This window comes from Cryobacterium sp. TMS1-13-1 (assembly GCF_004403125.1).
GTDB lineage: Bacteria > Actinomycetota > Actinomycetes > Actinomycetales > Microbacteriaceae > Cryobacterium > Cryobacterium levicorallinum.
In genome coordinates, this window is the sequence record NZ_SOGX01000008.1 from 20,885 (window position 1) to 41,926 (window position 21,042).

Here is a 21,042-nt window from a genome sequence, read left to right on the forward strand (position 1 = left end):
CTCTGAACATCTCCCTTTTACACGCGAGAGCGGGAATCGGCTAGAGCAGGTCCTCCTCGAGGGGAACGTCCAACAGCGCGGGGGCGGATGCGACGGTGAGCGAGTCGCCGTCGGCTTCCAGACCCACGAGCACCGTGTCGCCGTCGCGAATCTCCCCGGAAAGCAGCGCCCGGGCCAGGCGGTCGTCAATCTCACGCTGCATCAGGCGCCGCAAGGGACGCGCGCCGTAGATCGGATCGTAACCGCGTTCGGCCAGCCAGCGGCGGGCATCCGGTGTCACTGCCAGCTCAAGGCGACGCTCCGCCAGGCGCTTCTGCAGCCGGTCTACGTCGAGCTCGACGATTTCGCCAAGCTCATCGGTGGTGAGCGAGGAGAACACCACGATGTCGTCGAGCCGGTTGACGAACTCGGGCTTGAAGGCCTGCCGCACGAGGCCTTGCACGGCCTGTTCCTTCTGCTCCACCGACAGGGTCGGATCGACCAGAAACTGCGAACCAAGGTTCGACGTGAGCACGAGGATTGTGTTGCGAAAATCCACCGTGCGACCCTGGCCATCGGTGAGGCGGCCGTCGTCGAGCACCTGCAACAGCACGTCGAATACCTCGGGATGCGCCTTCTCCACCTCGTCGAACAGAATCACCGAGTACGGGCGACGCCGCACGGCCTCGGTGAGCTGGCCGCCCTGCTCGTAGCCGACGTAGCCCGGAGGAGCTCCGACCAGGCGCGACACCGAGAACTTCTCGCCGTATTCACTCATATCGATGCGCACCATGGCTTTTTCATCGTCGAACAGAAACTCGGCGAGCGCCTTGGCGAGCTCGGTCTTGCCCACACCGGTCGGGCCGAGAAAGAGGAACGATCCGGTCGGTCGGTCGGGGTCAGAGATTCCGGCGCGTGAACGCCGCACGGCGTCGGCGACCGAGCGCACCGCCCGCTTCTGCCCGATCAGACGGTGGCCGAGCTCATTCTCGAGGTTCAGCAGCTTGTCGGTTTCGCCCTGCAGCAGGCGGCCGACCGGAATGCCGGTCCAGGCGGCGACGACAGCGGCGATGTCCTCGCTCGTGACCTGGTCGTTGACCATGCGCGGTCCGACCGATTCTTCCTTCTCGGCAGCGGCGAGCGCCCGTTCCATCACCGGAATATCGCCGTAGAGCAGCCGAGACGCCTTTTCGAGGTCGCCTTCCCGCTGAGCCCGGTCCGATTCGATGCGCGCGGTGTCGAGCCGCTCGCGCAGTTCGCCGACCCGGTTGAGCGAAGCCCGCTCGTTGTCCCAGCGCGCCTGCAGTTCTTTAAGGCTGGCCTGGCGCTCGGTCAGATCATCGCGCAGTTTCACGAGCCGCGCTTTCGAGGCGTCGTCCTTCTCCTTCTTCAACGCCAGCTCTTCGAGCTTGAGCCGGTCGACGCTGCGGCGCAGCTCGTCGATCTCCACCGGCGAGGAGTCGATCTCCATGCGCAGCCGACTCGCGGCCTCATCGATCAAGTCGATGGCTTTGTCGGGCAGCTGGCGGGCGGTGATATACCGATTCGAGAGGGATGCCGCGGCCACGAGGGCAGAATCGGCAATCGTCACCTTGTGGTGGGCTTCGTAGCGCTCCTTGAGCCCGCGCAGAATGGCGACGGTGTCTTCGACCGAGGGTTCGTCGACGAGCACCGGCTGAAAGCGGCGCTCGAGCGCGGCATCCTTTTCAATGAATTCGCGGTACTCGTTGAGGGTCGTAGCGCCGATCAGGCGCAGTTCGCCGCGGGCGAGCATGGGCTTGAGCATGTTGCTGGCCGCGACGGAGCCCTCGCCGCCGCCCGCGCCCATGAGCGTGTGCAGTTCGTCGACGAAGGTGATGATCGCTCCGTCGGCGTCATTGATCTCCTTGAGCACGGCCTTGAGCCGTTCCTCGAACTCGCCGCGATACTTGGCGCCAGCCACGAGGGCGGCCAGGTCGAGCGAGACCAGCTGTTTGTCCTTGAGCGAGTCGGCAACGTCACCGGCCACGATGCGCTGGGCCAGTCCCTCGACCACGGCGGTCTTGCCGACGCCGGGTTCGCCGATCAAGACCGGGTTGTTCTTGGTGCGCCGGGTGAGCACCTGGCTGATCCGGCGAATCTCGGCGTCGCGCCCGATCACCGGGTCGAGCTTGCCGCTGCGGGCGATGTCGGTGAGGTTCACCCCGTAGAGCTCGAGGGCCGTCTTGGCGTCTTGCTGCGGTGGTTGCTGACCGGCTTGCATGAGCTGTCTCCTCTAAAGTTGAGCCTTGCTGGCTCAAGTTTAGTCCCCCCAGGCTGACCGCCGAAATAGGTCGCCGAAAATTACAAAACTGAACAACTTGTTCGGCCAAGCCCGCTGAAAACCAGTCAGATAGTGCAGTTTGTGACGTGCTGATTGGTCGAATTGTCAAACTTCTGCTGCATCACTACGCTCTAAACCAGACCCGTCATTGCCGACGCTTTACTCGACGCGCATGTCTGGCACACCCGTCCCGAGTGAGGTTGAAAAGTTATGGTGCAGCAACGCGAAGCCATCAGCAGACTGCCCGCCTACAAGCAGGGCGCCGCAGCGGGCGATTCCGGAGCGTTCAAGCTCTCCTCGAACGAGAACCCGTTTGCGCCGCTCGCCTCGGTGACCGAGGCAATCGCATCCGCTCTCGGGGAGATTCATCTGTACCCGAGCATGGCCGTCGCCGAAGTCACCGACCGTATTGCGGCCCGGTTCGACGTCTCGAGCGACAACGTGGCCTTCGGTGCCGGGTCGGTCGAGGTGCTATCCCAGATCATCCACACGAGCGCCGGGGCCGGTGACGAGGTCATCTTCGCCTGGCGGTCATTCGAGGCTTACCCGATTCTGGTGCAGGTCGCCGGTGCGACGCCGGTGCCGGTCGCGCTCACGAGCGATGAGTGCCACGATCTGAACGCTATGGCCGATGCCATCACCGCGCAGACGCGACTGATTTTGGTCTGCAACCCCAACAACCCGACCGGCGCCTTCGTCACCAGCGAGGAACTGCACGCCTTCCTGGCCCGGGTCCCCGAGAACGTGCTGGTCGTCATCGACGAGGCCTACGTGCACTTCAACCGTGACGCCTCCTCCGCTGTTGGCATTGATTTCTTTCGCCGTTACCCCAACGTGGCCGTGCTGCACACCTTCTCCAAGGCGTACGGCCTGGCCGGCCTGCGCATTGGCTACGCGATCGCGCCGACCGCTGTTGCCGCGAACCTGCGCCGAGCGGCCCTGCCGTTCGGCGTAACCGCGCTCGCCCAGCGCGCGGCCCTCGCCTCCCTCGACGCGGAGGCCGAGCTGACCGTGCGCATCGACCAGATCGTCGCCGAACGCACCCGGGTGCTCGGGTCATTGCAGGCGAGCGGATGGCGCGTAACCGACTCGCAGGGAAACTTCGTCTGGCTCCGCACCGGCGACGACACCGACCGGGTGAACGTCGTGTTCATCGCCGAAGGCATTCTGGCCCGCGCTTTCCCCGGCGAAGGCCTGCGCGTGACGATCGGCACGACCGAGCAGAACGACCGCTTCCTGGCCGCCGCCGCGGCAGCCCTGGCGCCGGCCACCGTCTAACACCCCCTCACCGTTCGGCCGCAGGTTCCCGCGCGCCGTAGCAGCATGAATTCAAAGGAGAATTTCCCAGCATGAAACACACTAAATCCCTGTCAGCCCTCGCCCTCGTTGCCGCCGGCGCCCTCGCCCTCAGCGGCTGCGCGGCCAGCGAGCCGGCAGCATCCACTGCAGATGACATGATCACGATCGGCATCAGCCAGATCGTGCAGCACCAAGCACTCGACGACGCCCGGGAGGGCTTCAAACAGGCCTTTGCCGACGCCGGCTACGTCGAGGGCACCGACATCGCCTTCGACGAGCAGAACGCGCAGGGCGAGCAGGCCACCGCGAGCACCATCGCAGCCAAGTTCGCCGCCGACAAGGTCGACCTCGTGCTCGCGATCGCCACGCCCACCGCGCAGGCCGCCGCTCAGACCATCATCGACATCCCCGTACTGTTCACCGCGGTGACCGAGCCGGAAGAAGCCGGACTGGTCGAGAGCTGGGAGAAGCCGGGCAGCAACATCACCGGCACCAGTGACCTGAACCCGGTCAAGGAGCAGCTCGAACTGATTCAGGAGATTCTGCCTGACGCCCAGTCGGTCGGCATCATCTACAGCTCGGGCGAGGTCAACTCCGACGTGCAGGTTGAACTCGCCAAGGAAGCAGCGAAGGACCTCGGCCTGAGCATCAAGGAAGCCACCGTCACCAACTCGAGCGAGGTCGCCCAGGCCACCGAGTCGCTCGGCGACGTCGACGCCATCTACATCCCCACCGACAACCGCGTCACCGAGGGCCTTGAAGCCGTCATCCAGTACTCCGAGGCGAACCAGATTCCGCTGTTCGGCGCCGAAAACGGCCAGGTCGAGCGTGGCGCCATCGCGACCTACGGCATCAGCTACACCGACCTCGGCTACCAGACCGGCCAGATGGCCATCCGCATCCTCGAAGACGGCGAAGACCCCGCCGATATGCCGGTCGAGACCCTCGACACGATCGAGTTCATCCTCAACCCGGCCGCTGCCGAGCGGATGGGAGTGACCCTCACCGAGGAACTCATCGCCAAGGCCGACCGAATCATCGAGTAGAAGGACTAACCAGATGAATGCGGCTCTCGAACTCGGCCTGCTCTACGGAATCATGGCGTTGGGTGTCTACCTGACGTTTCGAATCCTCAACTTTCCCGACCTCACGGTCGACGGAAGTTTCACGACCGGGGCCGCGGTTGCCGCGTCGCTCATCATCAATGGCGTGCCCGCTCCCCTCGCCACCCTCGCCGGGGCGGCGTCGGGAGCGGTGGCCGGCCTGGTCACCGGTGTGCTTTACACCAAGGGCCGCATCGACGGCCTGCTCGCCGGCATCCTGACGATGATCGCGCTGTGGTCGATCAACCTGCGCATCATGGGCAAATCCAACCTGCCGCTCTTGCGCGAAGACACCCTGATGACCCCGCTGCGGGACGCCGGTCTGCTCGGCGGAGCCTGGAGCATCCTGATCTTCGCCGTCGCCGCCCTCATCATCAAATTTGCCATCGACTGGTTCCTCAGTACCGACCTCGGCCTGTCGATTCAGGCGACCGGCAATAACGAGCAGATGATCCGCAGCCTCGGCGTCAACACGCACCGCACCACGATTCTCACCCTCGCGATCTCGAACGGGCTCGTCGCGCTCTGCGGCGCGCTCATCGCTCAGTACCAGGGCTTCGCCGACGTCAGCATGGGCATCGGCCTCATTCTGGTCGGACTCGCCTCGGTCATCGTCGGCCAGGCCGTCTTCGGCCGGCGCACCATTTTTCTCGCCTCCCTCGCCGTCATCGGCGGCGCCGTCATCTACCGCCTGGTGATCTTCTTCGCTCTCGGCGCCGGGCTCAACCCCAACGATATGAAGCTCATCTCAGCGCTGCTGGTCGTCGCCGCACTGCTGCTGCCGCGCTGGGGCTTCCTGAAACGCGTGCCCTCGCTGCGCCAGATGCGTTCCGCCGCCGCAGTGAAAGCGAACTAGGAGTCTCATGCTGCTCATCGAGAACATCACCAAGACCTTCTTTCCCGGCACGGTCAACGAACGCGTCGCCCTCAACGACGTGTCACTGCAGCTGAACACCGGTGATTTCGTCACCGTCATCGGCAGCAACGGCGCCGGAAAATCCACCCTGCTCAATATGATCAGCGGCAAACTGCCGATCGATTCCGGCGACCTGTCGATCGACGGCAGTTCAGTCAAGCGGATGCCCGACTACGCGCGAGCCGCGTACGTCGGCCGCGTCTTCCAGGACCCGATGGCCGGCACAGCGCCCGACCTGAGCATCGAGCAGAACCTGGCGCTCGCGCTTCGCCGTGGCAAGCGTCGCGGGCTGGCCTGGGGCGTCACGCACAAGCGTCGCGAGTTCTTTCGCACCGAGCTGCTCTCGCTCGAACTCGGCCTCGAAAACCGGCTCAAGGCCCGGGTCGGGCTGCTCTCCGGCGGCCAGCGCCAGGCGCTGTCACTGCTCATGGCGAGCTTCACCCAGCCGCGCATCCTGCTGCTCGACGAGCACACGGCCGCGCTCGACCCGCAGCGGGCCGAACTGGTCACGACCCTCACCGAGAGCATCGTCGCCAAGCACCACCTGACCACGCTCATGGTCACCCACAACATGGAACAGGCGCTGCGCCTTGGTAACCGGCTCATCATGATGCACGAGGGCCAGATCATTCTCGACGTCGACGCCGAGCGCAAGGCCACCATGACCGTGCCCGACCTGCTCGCCGAGTTCGCGAAGATCAAGGGCGCCTCCCTCGACGACCGGGCGCTGCTCGGGTAGCTTGCGAGGATAAGGAGCGCCGACCCGGCCCTGCGGAATTGCGCAGGCCGGTCGGCGCTTCGTGGGTCAGGGACTCAATCGCGGCTGGCGCGGCGGCGTCTGAGCCGGACAGGCGGTCTATAACGACCTTGGTGACGACGAGCAGGCCGTGGTCCGGTTGGACCTCCAGCGCATCTTTACTGGCACACCATTTTGAGCGGATGCAGTCCACCAGATTGAGCACCACGCGTCACACACGAAGACGGTATGACGGGTTATACTTGCGTCATGAAGACTGCGATCTCGGTTCCCGATGGCGATTTCGAGCGCTTCGAGCGCATCGCGGGCAAGCACGGCATGAACCGGTCGGAGTTCTATCGACTCGGCGCGCAGCGCCTGGCCGACGAGCTTGAGGGTGGCTCCGAGCTGACGGCAATCGCTGACGCGGTGCTGGCACGAACGGGACAGCCTTCCGGAGACGGAGCGTTCCTGCGTGAATCTGAGCGCCTGATCCGCGAAAAGTCCGAATGGTGACGGCGCGCGGGGATGTCGTCTGGGTCGATTTCGGGTCGTCCCGCGGCTCCGAACAGGCGAAAGTTCGCCCTGCGGTCGTTGTTCAGGAGGACTGGCTGTTGGCCACGAACATCACCACGGTACAGGTCGTCCCGTTGACGTCGAACACGGGACTGGAAGCATTCCCGGGGAACGTCCTGATACCCGCCGAGGCCTCCGGACTTGAGAAGGACTCCGTCGCCATTGTCTCTCAGGTCGGTCCAGTCAGCCGGGAATTCCTCGACCCCTATCCCGCCGGGCATGTACCTGCGTACCTGCTCGCCGAGATCGGCGCGGGCATTCGCCTCGCACTCGGTTTATAGAGCCAGAACGCCCCGCGGCGGCTAACTTAGCCGTCTGACTGAATGCCCTTCGGGCAATTCGCCGCCGCAGAACCCAGGCTATGAGCGACCAGAGCGCGATGGCTTCGCTGATCAACACTCCCGCTATCCGCAATCCCGGTGTCGTCAGCGTAAGTGCGAACAGGGTGCAGAGAGCGAACCGTGGTGGAGCCACGTGCTGTGGTACGGCGCCAGAGTATCCGCATTCACCCGGCGCCGTTCACAACTGCGGATACTTGTGGATCATCAGCTGAACGATGGCACGGGAGACGAAACGAACTCAAATGTGCAAGTTCTCTTGGAGTACAAACTGTTGCAAGACTTCGCTCACGATACGCACTGACCTAGAATCCGGAAGACGTCGCCGCTTCTCGCAAACTTGCGGCCGAGATGGACGCTCTTCGTGCGTGGCGACCTCTACCGTCTGAAGACGCCTAGTGACCCTCGTGGACACGAGCAAACTGGGGCGCGGTTCGCTGTGGTCCTGCAGTCCGACGAGGTGAGGCGTCATTTCGCCCCGAGGTCGAAATCAACGGCACGAAGACCAGAGTGTTGGTCGAGCAACTGACAGCGGTCAATCAGGAAATCCGGCTGGGTGAGTTCGCCGGTCGTTTGAATGGCTCGAAAATGCGCGCCATAGACGCGGCTCTGCAGAACCTGCTGGGTCTGGACTGACCGCTCGTTGCGGGGGGGCGTTCCGCTACGACTGGTAGCGGGCGAGAAACTCGATCGCGGCCTGCTTGAAGGCGCGCGAGCTCACCGCGTTCATGTGGGTGCGGGCGGGCAGCCACAGCATCTCGGAGTCGACGGCGAGCGCCGCGAGCTCGGCCGTGCCAGTCGCGAGCACGTCACGGTCCCCGGTGACGAATAGAAGGGGCCGCGAGGGAACGGATGCGCCCGGCTCGAACCGTTCCCCCTTAATCGCAGCGACCAGCCGCAGCAGGGCGGCGGTGTTGGCACCGGGTGCGAGCTGCATCAGGGTCATCAGCGAGGCGGTCGACTCGTGCGCGATCTCACTGGAATCCGACAGAAACAGGGCGGCAGCGTCGAGATCGAAGTCGGCGAGCGGATCCTCGGCACTCATTCCGCCGAGCACCGCGCGATTAACCAGGTCGGGCCGCTCGGCGGCGAGTTCCCAGACCAGGCGGGATCCGAGCGAGTAACCAACCAGGTCGACGCCGGATGCGGGCTGGCCGGCCTCGCGGGGCCGGGCGCCGGCCAGGGTGAGCACCTCGAGAACCGCCGCGCGCAGGCGGCTGGGGGCGTACGCATCCGTTTCGGTCGGTGCAGCGCTTGCGCCGTGACCGAGCAGATCGATGGTGATGACGCGCCGGCCGGCGCTAACGAGGTCACGCACCCAGCCGGTCGCCTCCCAGTTGAGGGTGGTGGACGAGGCGAAGCCGTGCACGAGCAGCACCGGGGCAAGGCCCGCGTCGAGTTCGGGTTCGTGCTGGCGCCAACTGGTGAGCATGTCTAGTCCTAGTCGAGAACGGCGGTGAGGCGCACGCGGCGTTTCGGCGCGGCCTCGGCCGGCACGGTGCCCACGATTCCGGCGGAATCGTCGGCGACCTGAAAGGTGATCAGCGGTGTATCGACGAGCACCACGTCGCCGGGTTCGCCGTGCAGCGTGAGCACGATGCCAGCGATCGGCGAGGGCAGTTCCACCGATGATTTCGTGGTCTCAACCTCGACGAACGGCTGGTTGCGTTCGACCTGGTCGCCCACCGTGACGAGCCATTCGAGCACGGTCGCCTCGAGCAGTCCCTCACCGAGATCGGGCAGGGGAAATGAGATTTCAGCCACGGCGGTACTCCAATACACGCTGAACTCCGAAGAGAATGCGGTCAATGTTCGGGATGTACTCGTCTTCAAGATCGCCAGACGGGTACGGCACGTCGAAGCCGGTCACGCGCTCGACCGGCGCCCGCAGCGTGTCGAAGCAGCTCTGCGAGACGAGCGCGGCCACCTCGGCGCCGAGGCCAATGGTGCGCGGCCCCTCGTGCACGACGATGGCGCGACGCGTGCGTGAAACGGATGCCGCCAGCCCCGCTTCGTCGATCGGCTTCAACCAGCGCAGATCGAGCACCTCGAGTTCGATGCCATCTTCCGCGGCCAGCTCCGCCACCTGGAGGCAGCGGGAGACCATTGAGCCCCACGCGATGAGGGTCGCGTGCTTGCCCGGGCGGGCGATCACCAAGCCCTCGAGGGAGGCGCGGCCGGTGAGCGGGCCATCCGTCCCCCCGGAGATGCCATCACCGACCACGTTGTCGACCAGGTTGACCCCGGCCTTGTTCCAGTAGCGCGCCTTGGGCTCCATGAAGATGACCGGGTCGGGCATCGAGACGGCGTGCTTGAGCAGGTGATAGGCCTGCTGCGGGTTGGCGGGCGACACAACCTTGAGCCCTGGCACGTGCGCGAACAGCGATTCGAGGCTCTCACCGTGGTGTTCGGGGGCGCGGATGCCGCCAAAGCTCGGCACCCGCAGCGTCACCGGCATCGGCAGGCGTCCGCGGCTGCGATAGTTCATGCGGGCCAGCTGGGTGATGATCTGGTTCACCGCCGGGTAGGCGAAGCCGTCGAACTGCACCTCGGGGATCGGGTGAAAACCGGCCATGGCCAGCCCAATCGCGGTGCCGAGAATGCCCGATTCTGCGAGCGGGGTGTCAAAGACCCGGTTCGCGCCGAAGCGCTGCTGCAGGCCGTCGGTGACCCGAAAGACTCCGCCGAGCACGCCAACATCTTCACCGAAGATGAGGGCGCGCTCATCCGTTTCGAGAATCTCACCGAGCGCCCGGTTGATGGCCTGCTGCATGGAGAGCTGCAGGAGCGGGGTCTCCCGTACACGTTCAAGGACGGCGCCGTTCATAGACTCAGACATGCTCGGATTCCTCTCTCCACTGGCGCGCCTGGGCGCCGAGCGTCGGGGTTGATTCTTGAAAAACGAAGTCGAACATTTCGCTTCCGGGGCGGCTTTCGAGGGCCACGACACCGTCGCGAATCTCGTCGGCACGCGCCTGGGCGTCGGCGTCAGCCGCGGCGAAGAAGGCAGAGTCAGCCACGTTGTCGGCCAGCAGCACCGCGCGAAACCGGCTGAGCGGATCTTCGCCGCCGTCGGCTTTCTCGTCCTCGAGGGTGCGGTAGCGACCGGGGTCGTCGCTCGTGGAGTGCGGACCGCGCCGGTAGGTCATCGCCTCGACCACGACCGGGCCGAGGCCCGCGCGGGCGTGGGCGACCGCGCGTCGGGTGGCGTCCAGCACGGCGAGCACGTCGTTGCCGTCGACCTGCACGGCTGGCATGCCGTAGCCGGCAGCGCGTGCGGCCACCGAGCCGCCGGCCACCTGCTGTTCGGTCGGCACCGAGATGGCCCAGCCGTTGTTCTGCACGAAGAACACCACCGGCGCCTTCAGAATGGCGGCGAAGTTCATGGCCTCGTGCACGTCACCCTGCGAGCTCGCGCCGTCGCCGAGAAAGGCCAGGCCCACGCCGAGGCCGGTTGTTGAACCGGATGCCGCACCGCCCGTTGCCGCAGCCGTCCCGTTCAGGGTCTGCCCGTGCGCCCAGCCCACCGCGTGCAGAACGGATCCGCCGACAACCGCTTGAAAGGGCGCGAAGTGGGTGGCCCCGGGGTCGTAGAGCCCGCCGTGCCAGATCGCTTTGTGGGTCGACATGTACTCGACCATGTTCACGCCGACCGTGTAGGCCACGCCCATCTCGCGGTAGGTCGGAAAGATGAAGTCCCGGGTCTTATCGACGCCGAAGCCGGCACCGACCTGGGCTGCCTCCTGGCCGAGCATCGGCGCGTAACCGGGAATGAGACCCTGGCGCTGCCACGCCACGGCATCGCGGTCGAGCTGACGCACGTTCGCCAGCATCCGATACAGGTCGCGCAGCTGATCCGGGGCGAGGTCGCCGACATCCGCACTCTGCATCTGCATCTGCATCTGCCCTGAACGCAGGGGAAGGGTGTCGAGGGCGCGAGTCGCCATGCTGGCTCCTTCTGATCGTTGACTGGGCGGGCTACAGCAAAGTTAGTGACTTTGCCGAGCGTCTGCCACAGTGACCATTTGAAGTGCACACTCTGTGAATAATTGTGTGCATTTTCGACGAAATACCATACAGTTGGTATACCCCCCCCCCCCCCNCCCCCCCCGCTCGGCAGCGATGCCCGACCGGACCACCGAAAGGTCACGCTCATGGATGTCGACTCGCTGGATGCCCGACTCGTCACACTGTTCTGCGAGCGGCCGAAGCTCTCGGTGCTCGAGGCCTCGCGGCGGCTCAAGGTGGCCAGGGCAACCGTGCAGGCCAGGCTCGACCGGCTGATGAGCCGCGGGGTGATCAAATCCTGGGCGCCGACCCTGAACCCGAGCGAGTTCGGCTACCCGGTCACCGCCTACTGTTCGCTCACCGTGCGGCAGGACTCTGGCCACGCGGTTGTCGTTGCGGCCCTCGCCAAGATTCCCGAGATTCTGGAGTTGCACACGGTCTCCGGCGACAGCGACATGCTCGCCCGGGTCGTCGCCCGGTCGAACGCCGACGTGCAGCGCGTGCTCGACCTCATCGTCGCCACCCAAACGGTCGTGCGCTCCTCGAGCGTGATCGTGCTGCAGACCCACATCGAGGCGCAGGCCCTCGCCCTGCTTCAGGCCACTGCCGCCGGCACTATCTCCACTCCTGGCACGCCGATGCCGCCCGTCGATCGTGGCTAATTCAGGATAATTTCGGCGAGCGACCCCGCGGCTTCCGAACCAATGCGGCGCAACTCCCCCGGCTCAGGAAATTTCCTGAATTAGCCACCAGGCAGCCCCGTGAGACACCACGCTGAGCTGAGCCACTCAGGCTCGCGTGAGACAATGAGGGTTGGTCCCTTTTTCTTACGGAGCTCCCTCACCTATGGCCCATTCCCTCAGCACTCACGAGATCGCCCGCATCGTCGGCAGCCAGTCGTTCTCGCGCGGTGAACGGTACGCCCGCAACGGACACGTCACCGAACAGTCCTGGGCCCCGTCGGGAACACACCTCACCGGACGCGTGAGCGGCACCAGTCCCCAGCCGTACACCGTGCTGGTCTCGTTCACCCTCAATGCGGCCGGCCAGGCCGTTCGAGCCAGCGGAACGTGCACCTGCCCGATGGGCAGCAACTGCAAGCACGTCGCCGCCCTGCTGCTGGCGAGCCGCAGCACGCCCGCGGAGCTGAATGCCGAGCGCGCGGCGTCCAACGTGCGTACCATCGGCGACCGCCGCACCCCCGTCTTCGAGTCGACCTTCGTGCCGGCCGCGTATCAGCCGCCCACCCCAGCCCCCGTCGTTCCCATTCGCCCGCCGGTCCCGGCCTGGCGCGCCGCCCTGGCCCCGCTCGCGAAGCCGAGCGGCGCCGAGACGGTCACGAGCACGGCCCTCGCGCTGCAATTCGACCTGCTTGATCCCGCCTACAGCCCGAACCGCCGCACCGGGCCTCGCCGCCTCGGCGCACGCCCCATGGTGATGGGCAAGAAGGGCAAGTGGATCCGCGGCTCCCTCACCTGGGACAACCTGTCCTGGACGCCCGGCACCTACAACCGCGCCCACCGAAAAATCCTGAACGCCCTCTACGCCCTCTCGGCCACCGGGCAGCGTTATTACAGCTACACCGACCACTGGCTCTACCTCGACAACTTCGAGAACAAGGCCCTCTGGGATCTGCTGCACGAGGCCCAGCTGAGCGGTCTGCCACTCGTCTGCGCAACGGATGCCCAGAATCCCGTCCTCCTCTCCCCCACGCCCGCCTCGCTCGAGGTCGACATTCGGCGGGACGATGACGGCCTGCAGCTGACCCCCTTGCTCGTGTTGAACGAGAAGCTGCACCGCGGCGCCGAATTCGGTTTTCTCGGCGATCCGGCGCACGGTGCCTACACTTGGACCGCCCCGGCCGACCCGCTCGCGACCGGCAATCAGCTCATCCTCGCCCCGCTGACTGCCACGGTGAACTCCGAGATCCGCGCCTTGGCCGTGACCGGCGGCTTCGACATTCCGGCCGACGACGAGGTGGCCTTCCTCACCGACTTCTACCCCTTTCTTCAGCAAAAACTCGTGCTGACCAGCCATGACGCGTCATTCGAGCTGCCGAGGACCGCGCGCCCCCAGCTGCACCTCACCATCTCCCATCAAACGGATGCCCGCATCACCCTGGCCTGGGAGTGGCACTACGTCGCGCCCACCGACCAGGCCGCAGCCGCCCCGACCGACGCCGTCGAAATAGAGCCCGCCCCCGTGCTCTACCGCCACCCGCTGCGCCCGACACCCAACGACACCCGCTTTCGCGACGCGACCCGCGAGAGCGACACGCTGCGAGACGTCGAACGCGCCATCAGCTCGTTCGAGCAGCTCTGGCAGCCAGCCAACCCACTGGGCGCGGCCCTACTGCTCGAACACGCCGAGCTGCAGGGCGCCGTCATGATCACCTTCCTCGGTGAAGCCGTACCCCGGCTCGCGGAAGATGGCGTCATCGTGCAGGTCTCCGCCGACGCGCCGAGCTATCGCGAGGCCGACGAAGCGCCCGTGATCAGCCTCGCCACCACCGAGAGCACCGATAACCGCGACTGGTTCGACCTCGCCGTCACCGTGTCGATCGAGGGCGAAGACATTCCCTTCGACGACCTGTTTCGGGCGCTGGCCACCGATCAGGACCTGATGATCCTCGACAGCGGAACCTATTTCAGCCTCGACCGGCCCGAGCTACAGCAGCTGCGCCGCCTGATCGAAGAGGCGCGCGGCCTGCAGGAGAGCAATGCCGGCACTCTCGGCCTCAGCCGCTTTCAGGCCGACCTGTGGGATGAGCTGCAGCTGCTCGGTGTGGTCGCCGAACAGGCCGCTACCTGGCGCAGCGCCGTCGAGGGCCTGTCGGACGCCGCGCCGATCGCCGAACGCCCGCTCCCGCCGGCCGTGCACGCCACCCTGCGCGCGTACCAGCAGACCGGGTTCGACTGGCTCAGCTTTCTCTACGACCACCAGCTCGGCGGCGTCCTCGCCGACGACATGGGGCTCGGCAAGACCCTGCAGGCGATCGCCCTGATCGCCCACGCCCGGGACAGCGAACGCGCGCAGCCGGGCACCGTGCGCAAGCCGTTCCTCGTCGTCGCGCCCACGAGCGTCGTCTCCAACTGGGCCACCGAGTGCGCCCGGTTCGCTCCCGACCTGTCGACAGCAGCCATCACCCAGACCGCCGGAAAGCGCGGCTCCCGCCTGCAGGATGTGATGGGTGAAGCGGATGTCGTGATCACCTCCTACACGCTCTTCCGCCTCGACTTCGAGGAATACAACGCCCAGGACTGGGCCGGACTGCTGCTCGACGAGGCCCAGTTCGTGAAGAACCACCAAAGCAAGGCGCACGTCTGCGCCCGCCGGCTGCGCACCCCGTTCAAGCTCGCCATCACCGGCACGCCGATGGAAAACAACCTGATGGAGCTGTGGTCGCTGCTCTCCATCACCGCGCCCGGCCTGTTCCCGAGCCCGAGCCGCTTCGCCGACTACTACCGCAAGCCCATTGAAACGGATGCCGACGGTGAGCGGCTCACGCAGCTGCGCCGCCGCATCCGTCCCTTCATGCTGCGCCGCACCAAAGCCCAGGTGGCGAGCGACCTGCCCGAGAAGCAGGAGCAGGTGCTGGAACTCGACCTGCACCCGCGGCACCGCAAGGTCTACGACATGCACCTGGCCCGGGAACGCCAGAAGGTGCTCGGCCTGATCGAGGACATGAACGCGAACCGGTTCGAGATCTTTCGCTCGCTCACCATGCTGCGCCAGCTCAGCCTCGATGCGAGCCTGTACGACAAGAAGTACGACAGCGTTCCCTCGACCAAGCTCGACGCCCTACTTGAGCTGCTCGAAGACACCGTCGCCGAGGGCCACCGCACCCTCATCTTCAGCCAGTTCACCCAATACCTCGGCAAGGCGCGGGACCGGCTCGATGCGGCCGGCATCAGCTACTCCTACCTCGACGGCAAGACCCGCAACCGGGCCAAGGCCATCAGCGACTTTAAGGAGGGCTCGAGTTCGGTCTTCCTGATCAGCCTCAAGGCCGGCGGATTCGGCCTCAACCTCACCGAGGCCGACTACGTCATCCTGCTCGACCCATGGTGGAACCCGGCGACCGAGGCACAGGCGGTCGACCGCGTACACCGCATCGGCCAGACCAAGAACGTCATGGTCTACCGATTGGTGTCGAAGGACACCATCGAGGAGAAGGTCATGGCCCTCAAGGCAACCAAGGCCCGCCTGTTCGAGAGCGTCATGACCGATGGCGCCCCGGCCGGCACCGCCCTGACCGCCGCCGACATCCGAGAGCTCCTGGCCTAACCCCCTCCACCCCCTGCGGTCGGGGCCCGGGCCCGGAAAGCGGGCCCATGATAGGTCATGGGCCCGCTTCCACAACCTGGGCCCGGGGAATGACCACCCGTCACCAGAAGTTCACTCGCCACCCCTAGACTGCCCGCGACTCCCCACCCCGCGCTGCAGAAACGGTGACATGTCTAGAACCTTCGATTGGATCGACGCCCGCCTCACCACGGCGCTCACCCCGAGCCGCCGTCTCACCCTGCAACGACCGCGCACTCTGGCCCTGGGGTTCCTGGGCCTGCACGCGGTCTTTCTCGTCGCGCTGCTCCCCACCATCCTCACCGGCCGGGTGCTCGGTGATCTCCCGCTCTACCGACGATGGGCCGAACTCGGCCTAGGCAACGGTTTCTGGCAGGGCCTCGACGTGGCCTGGGTGTATCCGATCGGGGCACTGCTGCCGATCGCGTTCGCCGGCATCGCCGGGCCGCTGCTCTACCAATTGCTCTGGTTTCTGATGACGACAGCGCTCAATGCCGTCGCCGTCGGAGCCCTGACCGATTGGGGACGCCGCCGCAGCGGCTACAAGCCGGCCTGGTACTGGTTGCTGTGCTCGTTCCTGCTGAGCCCGGTCGGGCTGTTACGCCTGGAAGGAGTCACCGCACCGCTCGTCATCGTCGGGCTCGTGCTGCTCGCGCGTCGACCGGTCATCGCCGCGCTCCTGCTGGCCCTCGCCACCTGGATCAAGGTCTGGCCCGCCGCCGTTTTCCTCGCGGTCGTCACGGTATCGTCGCGAAAACTGACGATGGTCCTGACCGGAGCGGCGTTGTCGGCGGGGGTGGCGGCATCCGTTTGGCTGCTCGACGCTGCGCAGTTTCTCACCGGATTCGTCACCGAACAGACCGACCGTGCGCTGCAGCTCGAGGCTCCGGTCACGACTCCGTGGGTGTGGCTGGCCTCGCTCGGCCAGCACGACACGGTCATCTACGAAAACTTTGCCATCGCGACCCGCGAGGTGAGCGGCCCCGGGGCCGGTCTCGTCGCCTCCCTGATGACCCCGGTCATGTTCGGTGCCATCGCGGCGATCTTCGTGCTGATGGTCATTGCTCAACGTCGACAAGCGGATGCCGCCGAGCTGCTGCTGCTCGGTTCCCTGGCCCTGGTCAGCGCATTCATCGTCTTCAACAAGGTCGGGTCGCCGCAATACATGCTCTGGCTGGTGCCGATCGTCGCGGTCGGCGTTGGCCGCAGCTGGGCGGCCTGGCGGGTGCCCGCCGTGCTGATGCTGGCCATTTCAGCCCTGACGACGTTGATCTTTCCGATCTTCTACCTGCCCCTGATCGAGGGCAACCTATTTTCGCTGCTGCTGCTCACGGCGCGCAACGGGCTGCTCGTCGCACTCTGCGGCTGGTCCATCGTCGCGCTCGCACGGTTGGCCCACACCGCACCGCGGAGCGAGGCCGCCGCTGGCGCGCGGCGCGCACTCCCAGTCGGCCAAGGCAGAATAGACGGGTGACCACGACGACGACCTTCGCCCTCATCCGCCACGGCCAGACCGATTGGAACGCCGCCGCGCGCATCCAGGGCGCCACCGATATCCCGCTGAACGACGTGGGGCGCGGTCAGGCAGCGGATGCCGTCGCTCCCCTGAAACGCTACGACTGGGATTTCATCGTCTCGTCCCCGCTCTCCCGTGCCGCGGAAACCGCCGACCTGATCGGCGAGCGGCTCGGCCTCGACACTGCCCGCCGCCTCCCGGCACTGATCGAGCGCAACTACGGGCCGGCCGAGGGTTTGAGCGCTGGCGCCGAACTCGAAGCCCTGCGTTTTCCCGGCGGGTTCCACGGTGCCGAGACCGAGCAGGCCGTCGCCACGCGCGGCATCGACGCCCTGCGCGACCTCGCCCGCGAGCACCCCGGAGCGCGCATCATTGTGGTCGCGCACGGCACGCTCATTCGTTTGAGCCTCGAAAACGCGCTCGACCAACCCATCGGCAGCATTACCAACGCCTCGCTCAACGTCGTGCAGCACCACCACACACACGCTGATGGATCGACCGCTTGGCAGCTCGACGTTCTGAACGGCGAGCCGCTCGTACGCGCCTGATCGCGCCCGAAGTATCACCACAGACCGGCAGACCAGTGTCTGCCGGTCGTCACCATCCGCTGATCGAGCTTGCCGCGATCGCCATAGGACCGCCGTAAGCCGCCCCGAAAAAGCTAGCGACCGGTCGACACCGTCACCGTGAACTTGGTGTTGCGGCCGACTTGGCGGGTCGAACCGACGATGCGGGTCAGCATCGGACGGTAGCCGAGGTGCGTGTTCCAGACCGTCCACAGTTCGCCGCCGGGCGCAAGCACTCGGGCCGCGTCAATGAACAGCTTCTCGGCCAGGCCCGCGTGCACGGATGCGCCGATGTGAAAGGGCGGGTTGAGCAGAATCAGGTCTGCGGAGTCATCAGCCTGGCCGGACAGGCCATCGGCCCGCACGACGGTGACCCGTTCGGCGAGCGCGTTGGCGTCGACGGTGGCACGAGCGGATGCCACGGCAACGGCCGACTGGTCCGTCGCGAGCACCCGCAGCAGGGGTCGCTGCGCCGCGAGCGCCGCGGCGAGCACGCCGGTGCCGCAGCCGAGGTCGATGGCGCGCTCGGCATCGGGCTTCATCCGGTCGAGTACCTCGAGCAGCGCCCGGGTGCCGATGTCGATGCTGGTTCCGGCGAACACTCCGCCGTGGCCGCGCACCACGAGGTCGAAGTCCTCATGTTTCTCGCTGTGCGGCCAGTCGGTCGTCGACGTGGCGAGCGGCGAGGAGGCGATGAGCACCCGGGACTTCTGGCGAGCCGGGCGCACGTTGAGGGCACCGAAGTGACGGCGCAGCACCTCGTTCATGCTCACGGTCATGTGCTTGATGCGGCCGCCGGCGAAGACGATCACGTCGGGGGCGGCGTACTTGGCGATGGCGCCAGCGATCTCATCGAGGGCGTCGAGGCTTTTGGGCAGCTGCAGCAGCACGACGTGGGCGTCGGCCAGCAGCTCCTCGCCGAGCGGAAGGGAGCGGTAGGCATCCGTCAGATTGACGCCCGAGGCGTTGCTGTCAAGCGCGTACTCGCCCGAGAGGGCGTCCTGATAGACGCGAATGCCGCGGGCATCGTGCAGTGCGGCGGCGCCGAGGGTGAGGGCGCCATAGCGGTCCTCGAGCACGACGACTCCACCGCTGCGGTAGGCGGCGATCGCACCGGCGGCCTCGTCGAGGATGAGCCGGTCGCTGGCGTCGACGGCGAACAGGTTCTCGGCCTCGATGTCGGGGCGACGTCGCAGCCGATCGAAGTCGAAGTCATTGGTGTTCCGCGGCGCGGACTGGTCGTGCGTGCCCGATTCGGACATGGTTCCCCCTGAAAGTGGTGCCGGTGCAACCAGTTCGTGCTGTGAAAGCGAAACGTGGAGCTAGGTGTTGTAGAACTACGTGTGGTCTCGCGGCCGCCAGATGACAATCTGGTTGCTGCGTCTGGTGCGGGTGCCCGCCTTCATTGAAATGACGTCGCCGGCCGAGCCAGCCGCGAAAACGCGGCGGCCCGGACGGTTCAGTAGTTCGTCGGCGAGCGTCGATTCCAACTCGCGCACACGGTTTTCGAGCCCGCGCACGTGATCCTCGAGTTCGAGGATACGACGGATGCCTTCCAGACTCACACCTTCTGAGCCCAAGAACGCAATTTCACGGAGCTTTGCCACGTCGAGCATGGAGTAGCGACGGCTCTTTCCGGGGGTGCGTTCCGGGCTGACCAGGCCCAGGCGATCGTATTGGCGCAGGGTTTGCGGGTGCATTCCCGCAAGCTCTGCTGCCGTGGAAATCACGAAAACCCGGGTGGTCTCGTCCATGATCAGCCCTTCGCTCGCGCGATCAATTCATCGCGCGGATTTTCCTTGGGCAGTGCCTCGGCGAAGGCTGCGAGCTTTTCTTCCGCATCCTTCGACAGGTGCGAGGGAACAGCGACCTGCACAACAGCAAGCAGGTCGCCGGTGCCCTTCGCCGTGGTGACGCCGCGACCCTTGACCCGCAGCACGCGGCCACCGGGAGTGCCAGGGGCAACGCGCAGTTTGACCGGGCTGCCACCGAGGGTGGGCACCTCGATCGTCGCACCGAGGCTCGCCTCGACGAAGGTGACCGGCACGGTCACCCGCAGGTTGAGACCATCCCGTTCGAACACCGGGTGCTTGCGCACGGTGATCGTCAGCACGATATCGCCGGTCTCTCCGCCGTCGGGGCTGGGCTGGCCCTTGCCGCGCAGGCGAATCTTCTGCCCGTCGGCGACGCCGGCTGGCACCTTGACCTTGATCGGCCGGCCGTCCTGGGTCTGCAGACTGATCTGGTCGCCCTGGGTAGCCGTGATGAAGTCGATGGTCGTCGACGCGATCACATCGCGGCCTCGGGTAGGCGCGCCCGATCCGCGGTAGCCGCCGGTGGGGTTGCCGAAGCCGCCCCCACCGCCGCCACCTCTGCCGAACATACCCCCGAGGATATCGTCGAAGCCGCCCTGCTCGAAGGTGTAGCTCTGCTGACGGCTTCCGCCGCCGAACATGCCTCCGAAGGCGTCCTCGAACCCGCCGCTCTGGGCCCGGCCGCCGGGCGCGGCGAACCGCGCCCCGCTGCCCATGGCCCGAACGGCGTCATATTCCTTGCGCTGGGCTGGGTCATTCAATACCGAGTGCGCCTCGCTGAGCTCCTTGAACTTCGCCTCAGCGGCGGGGTTCCCCGGGTTGGAATCCGGGTGGTACTTACGCGCCAGCTTGCGGTACGCCTTCTTCAACTCGGCCGGCGTGACATCTTTCGATACCCCGAGAACCTTGTAGAAGTCCTTGTCAAACCAATCCTGGCTAGCCATCGCTCGGTACCTGAACGACGACCTTGGCCGCGCGCAGCAGCGTGGAGCCGAGGTAGTACCCCGTCTCCGCGACGTCGCCCACGGTTTCGGTGTCGACGGCGGCACTCGGCTGCTGGAAGATCGCCTCGTGCATGGTCGGGTCGAAGGGTTCGCCGACCGTGCCGAACGAGGTCAGCCCGAGCCGTTCAACGCTCGAACGCAGTTTGGCTGCGATCGTGGCGAAGGCCGAGTCAGGCACGAGATCGCCGTGCTTCTCAGCACGGTAGATGTCGTCGAGTACCGGAATCAGCACCTTGACGATATCCCCGGTCACGCGCTCTTTCTCGATGGCCCGGTTGGCTTCGGTGCGCCGACGATAGTTGGCGTACTCGGCCGTCACGCGCTTGAGGTCGGCGAGGTGTTCGCTCGTCGGCTCAGCAACTTCGCGTTCCGCCGCGTCCAGAATGTCCTGAACGGTCAGTTCGTCTTCTTCGATCCCGTCGGCCGTACCGTCGGCTACAGCACTGTCAGGTTCAGCAGCGGATGCTGCATCAGCAGCGGCCGCGGCCGCGCCCGCGCCCGCAGCGGCGGTGCCGTCATCGGGCACCCCCGCAGCGGACGCGTCGTTGTCTGGATGTTTCTTGTCAGCCATGGTTGCGGC

The 21,042-nt window shown here is 66.1% G+C and carries 20 protein-coding genes; 11 read left to right on the top strand and 9 right to left on the bottom strand.

What is annotated here, in order from left to right:
• Window positions 1-40: 40 nt before the first annotated feature.
• Window positions 41-2,221, bottom strand: a complete 2,181-nt coding sequence (locus tag E3T31_RS06940; RefSeq protein ID WP_134468105.1) for an ATP-dependent Clp protease ATP-binding subunit — start codon at window positions 2,219-2,221, stop codon at window positions 41-43.
• A gap of 270 nt (window positions 2,222-2,491) precedes the next feature.
• Between E3T31_RS06940 and hisC the strand changes: the two genes are divergently transcribed.
• The 7 genes from hisC to E3T31_RS18280 all read left to right on the top strand — a co-directional run bounded on the left by hisC (window position 2,492) and on the right by E3T31_RS18280 (window position 7,885).
• A complete protein-coding gene (gene hisC, locus E3T31_RS06945) occupies window positions 2,492-3,559 on the top strand; it encodes a histidinol-phosphate transaminase (protein ID WP_134468106.1) in 1,068 nt (355 codons plus the stop codon).
• Window positions 3,560-3,630: 71 nt separating this feature from the next.
• Window positions 3,631-4,626: an ABC transporter substrate-binding protein gene (locus E3T31_RS06950; protein ID WP_134468107.1), complete on the top strand. Its 996-nt coding sequence runs from the start codon at window positions 3,631-3,633 to the stop codon at window positions 4,624-4,626.
• A 13-nt stretch (window positions 4,627-4,639) separates the two neighbouring features.
• Window positions 4,640-5,539 carry an ABC transporter permease gene (locus tag E3T31_RS06955; RefSeq protein ID WP_134468108.1) on the top strand — a complete coding sequence of 300 codons (900 nt, stop codon included), beginning with the start codon at window positions 4,640-4,642 and terminating at the stop codon, window positions 5,537-5,539.
• Between the two features lie 7 nt (window positions 5,540-5,546).
• On the top strand, window positions 5,547-6,338 hold the full coding sequence (locus E3T31_RS06960; RefSeq protein ID WP_134377852.1) for an ABC transporter ATP-binding protein: 792 nt from the start codon (window positions 5,547-5,549) through the stop codon (window positions 6,336-6,338).
• 267 nt (window positions 6,339-6,605) lie between these two features.
• A complete protein-coding gene (locus E3T31_RS06965) occupies window positions 6,606-6,851 on the top strand; it encodes a CopG family transcriptional regulator (RefSeq protein ID WP_134442346.1) in 246 nt (81 codons plus the stop codon).
• A complete protein-coding gene (locus tag E3T31_RS06970; RefSeq protein ID WP_241977721.1) occupies window positions 6,845-7,192 on the top strand; it encodes a type II toxin-antitoxin system PemK/MazF family toxin in 348 nt (115 codons plus the stop codon). The genes E3T31_RS06965 and E3T31_RS06970 overlap by 7 nt, the downstream gene beginning before the upstream one ends.
• 567 nt (window positions 7,193-7,759) lie before the next feature.
• Window positions 7,760-7,885, top strand: a complete 126-nt coding sequence (locus E3T31_RS18280; protein ID WP_241977722.1) for a type II toxin-antitoxin system PemK/MazF family toxin — start codon at window positions 7,760-7,762, stop codon at window positions 7,883-7,885.
• Between the two features lie 25 nt (window positions 7,886-7,910).
• Here E3T31_RS18280 and E3T31_RS06980 read toward each other — a convergent pair whose 3' ends face one another.
• The 4 genes from E3T31_RS06980 to E3T31_RS06995 are packed head-to-tail and all read right to left on the bottom strand — an operon-like array spanning window position 7,911 to window position 11,145.
• Window positions 7,911-8,681, bottom strand: coding sequence for an alpha/beta fold hydrolase (locus tag E3T31_RS06980; RefSeq protein ID WP_134468109.1), 771 nt, complete (start codon window positions 8,679-8,681; stop codon window positions 7,911-7,913).
• An 8-nt stretch (window positions 8,682-8,689) separates the two neighbouring features.
• The gene (locus E3T31_RS06985; RefSeq protein WP_134468110.1) at window positions 8,690-9,013 is read right to left on the bottom strand and encodes a biotin/lipoyl-containing protein; all 324 of its coding nucleotides are present in this window, start codon (window positions 9,011-9,013) and stop codon (window positions 8,690-8,692) included.
• Complete coding sequence (locus E3T31_RS06990) at window positions 9,006-10,088, bottom strand: alpha-ketoacid dehydrogenase subunit beta (RefSeq protein ID WP_134468111.1); 1,083 nt, start codon at window positions 10,086-10,088, stop codon at window positions 9,006-9,008. Before E3T31_RS06990 ends, E3T31_RS06985 begins: the two co-directional genes overlap by 8 nt.
• The gene (locus E3T31_RS06995) at window positions 10,081-11,145 is read right to left on the bottom strand and encodes a thiamine pyrophosphate-dependent enzyme (protein WP_134468285.1); all 1,065 of its coding nucleotides are present in this window, start codon (window positions 11,143-11,145) and stop codon (window positions 10,081-10,083) included. The genes E3T31_RS06990 and E3T31_RS06995 overlap by 8 nt, the downstream gene beginning before the upstream one ends.
• 258 nt (window positions 11,146-11,403) lie before the next feature.
• Here E3T31_RS06995 and E3T31_RS07000 point away from each other — a divergent pair, with 258 nt between their 5' ends.
• From E3T31_RS07000 to E3T31_RS07015, 4 genes are all read left to right on the top strand, one after another.
• The gene (locus E3T31_RS07000) at window positions 11,404-11,919 is read left to right on the top strand and encodes an Lrp/AsnC family transcriptional regulator (RefSeq protein WP_134468112.1); all 516 of its coding nucleotides are present in this window, start codon (window positions 11,404-11,406) and stop codon (window positions 11,917-11,919) included.
• Between the two features lie 184 nt (window positions 11,920-12,103).
• Window positions 12,104-15,544 (top strand): DEAD/DEAH box helicase, encoded by a 3,441-nt coding sequence (locus tag E3T31_RS07005; protein ID WP_134468113.1) that lies wholly within the window; start codon window positions 12,104-12,106, stop codon window positions 15,542-15,544.
• Window positions 15,545-15,713: 169 nt separating this feature from the next.
• Window positions 15,714-17,036, top strand: coding sequence for a glycosyltransferase 87 family protein (locus E3T31_RS07010; protein ID WP_134468114.1), 1,323 nt, complete (start codon window positions 15,714-15,716; stop codon window positions 17,034-17,036).
• A complete protein-coding gene (locus tag E3T31_RS07015) occupies window positions 17,033-17,626 on the top strand; it encodes a histidine phosphatase family protein (RefSeq protein WP_134468115.1) in 594 nt (197 codons plus the stop codon). The genes E3T31_RS07010 and E3T31_RS07015 overlap by 4 nt, the downstream gene beginning before the upstream one ends.
• 113 nt (window positions 17,627-17,739) lie before the next feature.
• Here the strand turns inward: E3T31_RS07015 and E3T31_RS07020 are convergent, their stop codons facing one another.
• From E3T31_RS07020 to E3T31_RS07035, 4 genes are all read right to left on the bottom strand, one after another.
• Window positions 17,740-18,906 carry a class I SAM-dependent methyltransferase gene (locus E3T31_RS07020; RefSeq protein WP_134468116.1) on the bottom strand — a complete coding sequence of 389 codons (1,167 nt, stop codon included), beginning with the start codon at window positions 18,904-18,906 and terminating at the stop codon, window positions 17,740-17,742.
• A 75-nt stretch (window positions 18,907-18,981) separates the two neighbouring features.
• Window positions 18,982-19,398: a heat shock protein transcriptional repressor HspR gene (locus E3T31_RS07025; protein WP_134468117.1), complete on the bottom strand. Its 417-nt coding sequence runs from the start codon at window positions 19,396-19,398 to the stop codon at window positions 18,982-18,984.
• Between the two features lie 2 nt (window positions 19,399-19,400).
• Window positions 19,401-20,402, bottom strand: coding sequence for a DnaJ C-terminal domain-containing protein (locus E3T31_RS07030; protein ID WP_134468118.1), 1,002 nt, complete (start codon window positions 20,400-20,402; stop codon window positions 19,401-19,403).
• Window positions 20,395-21,033: a nucleotide exchange factor GrpE gene (locus E3T31_RS07035; RefSeq protein ID WP_134468119.1), complete on the bottom strand. Its 639-nt coding sequence runs from the start codon at window positions 21,031-21,033 to the stop codon at window positions 20,395-20,397. Before E3T31_RS07035 ends, E3T31_RS07030 begins: the two co-directional genes overlap by 8 nt.
• Window positions 21,034-21,042: the final 9 nt, after the last annotated feature.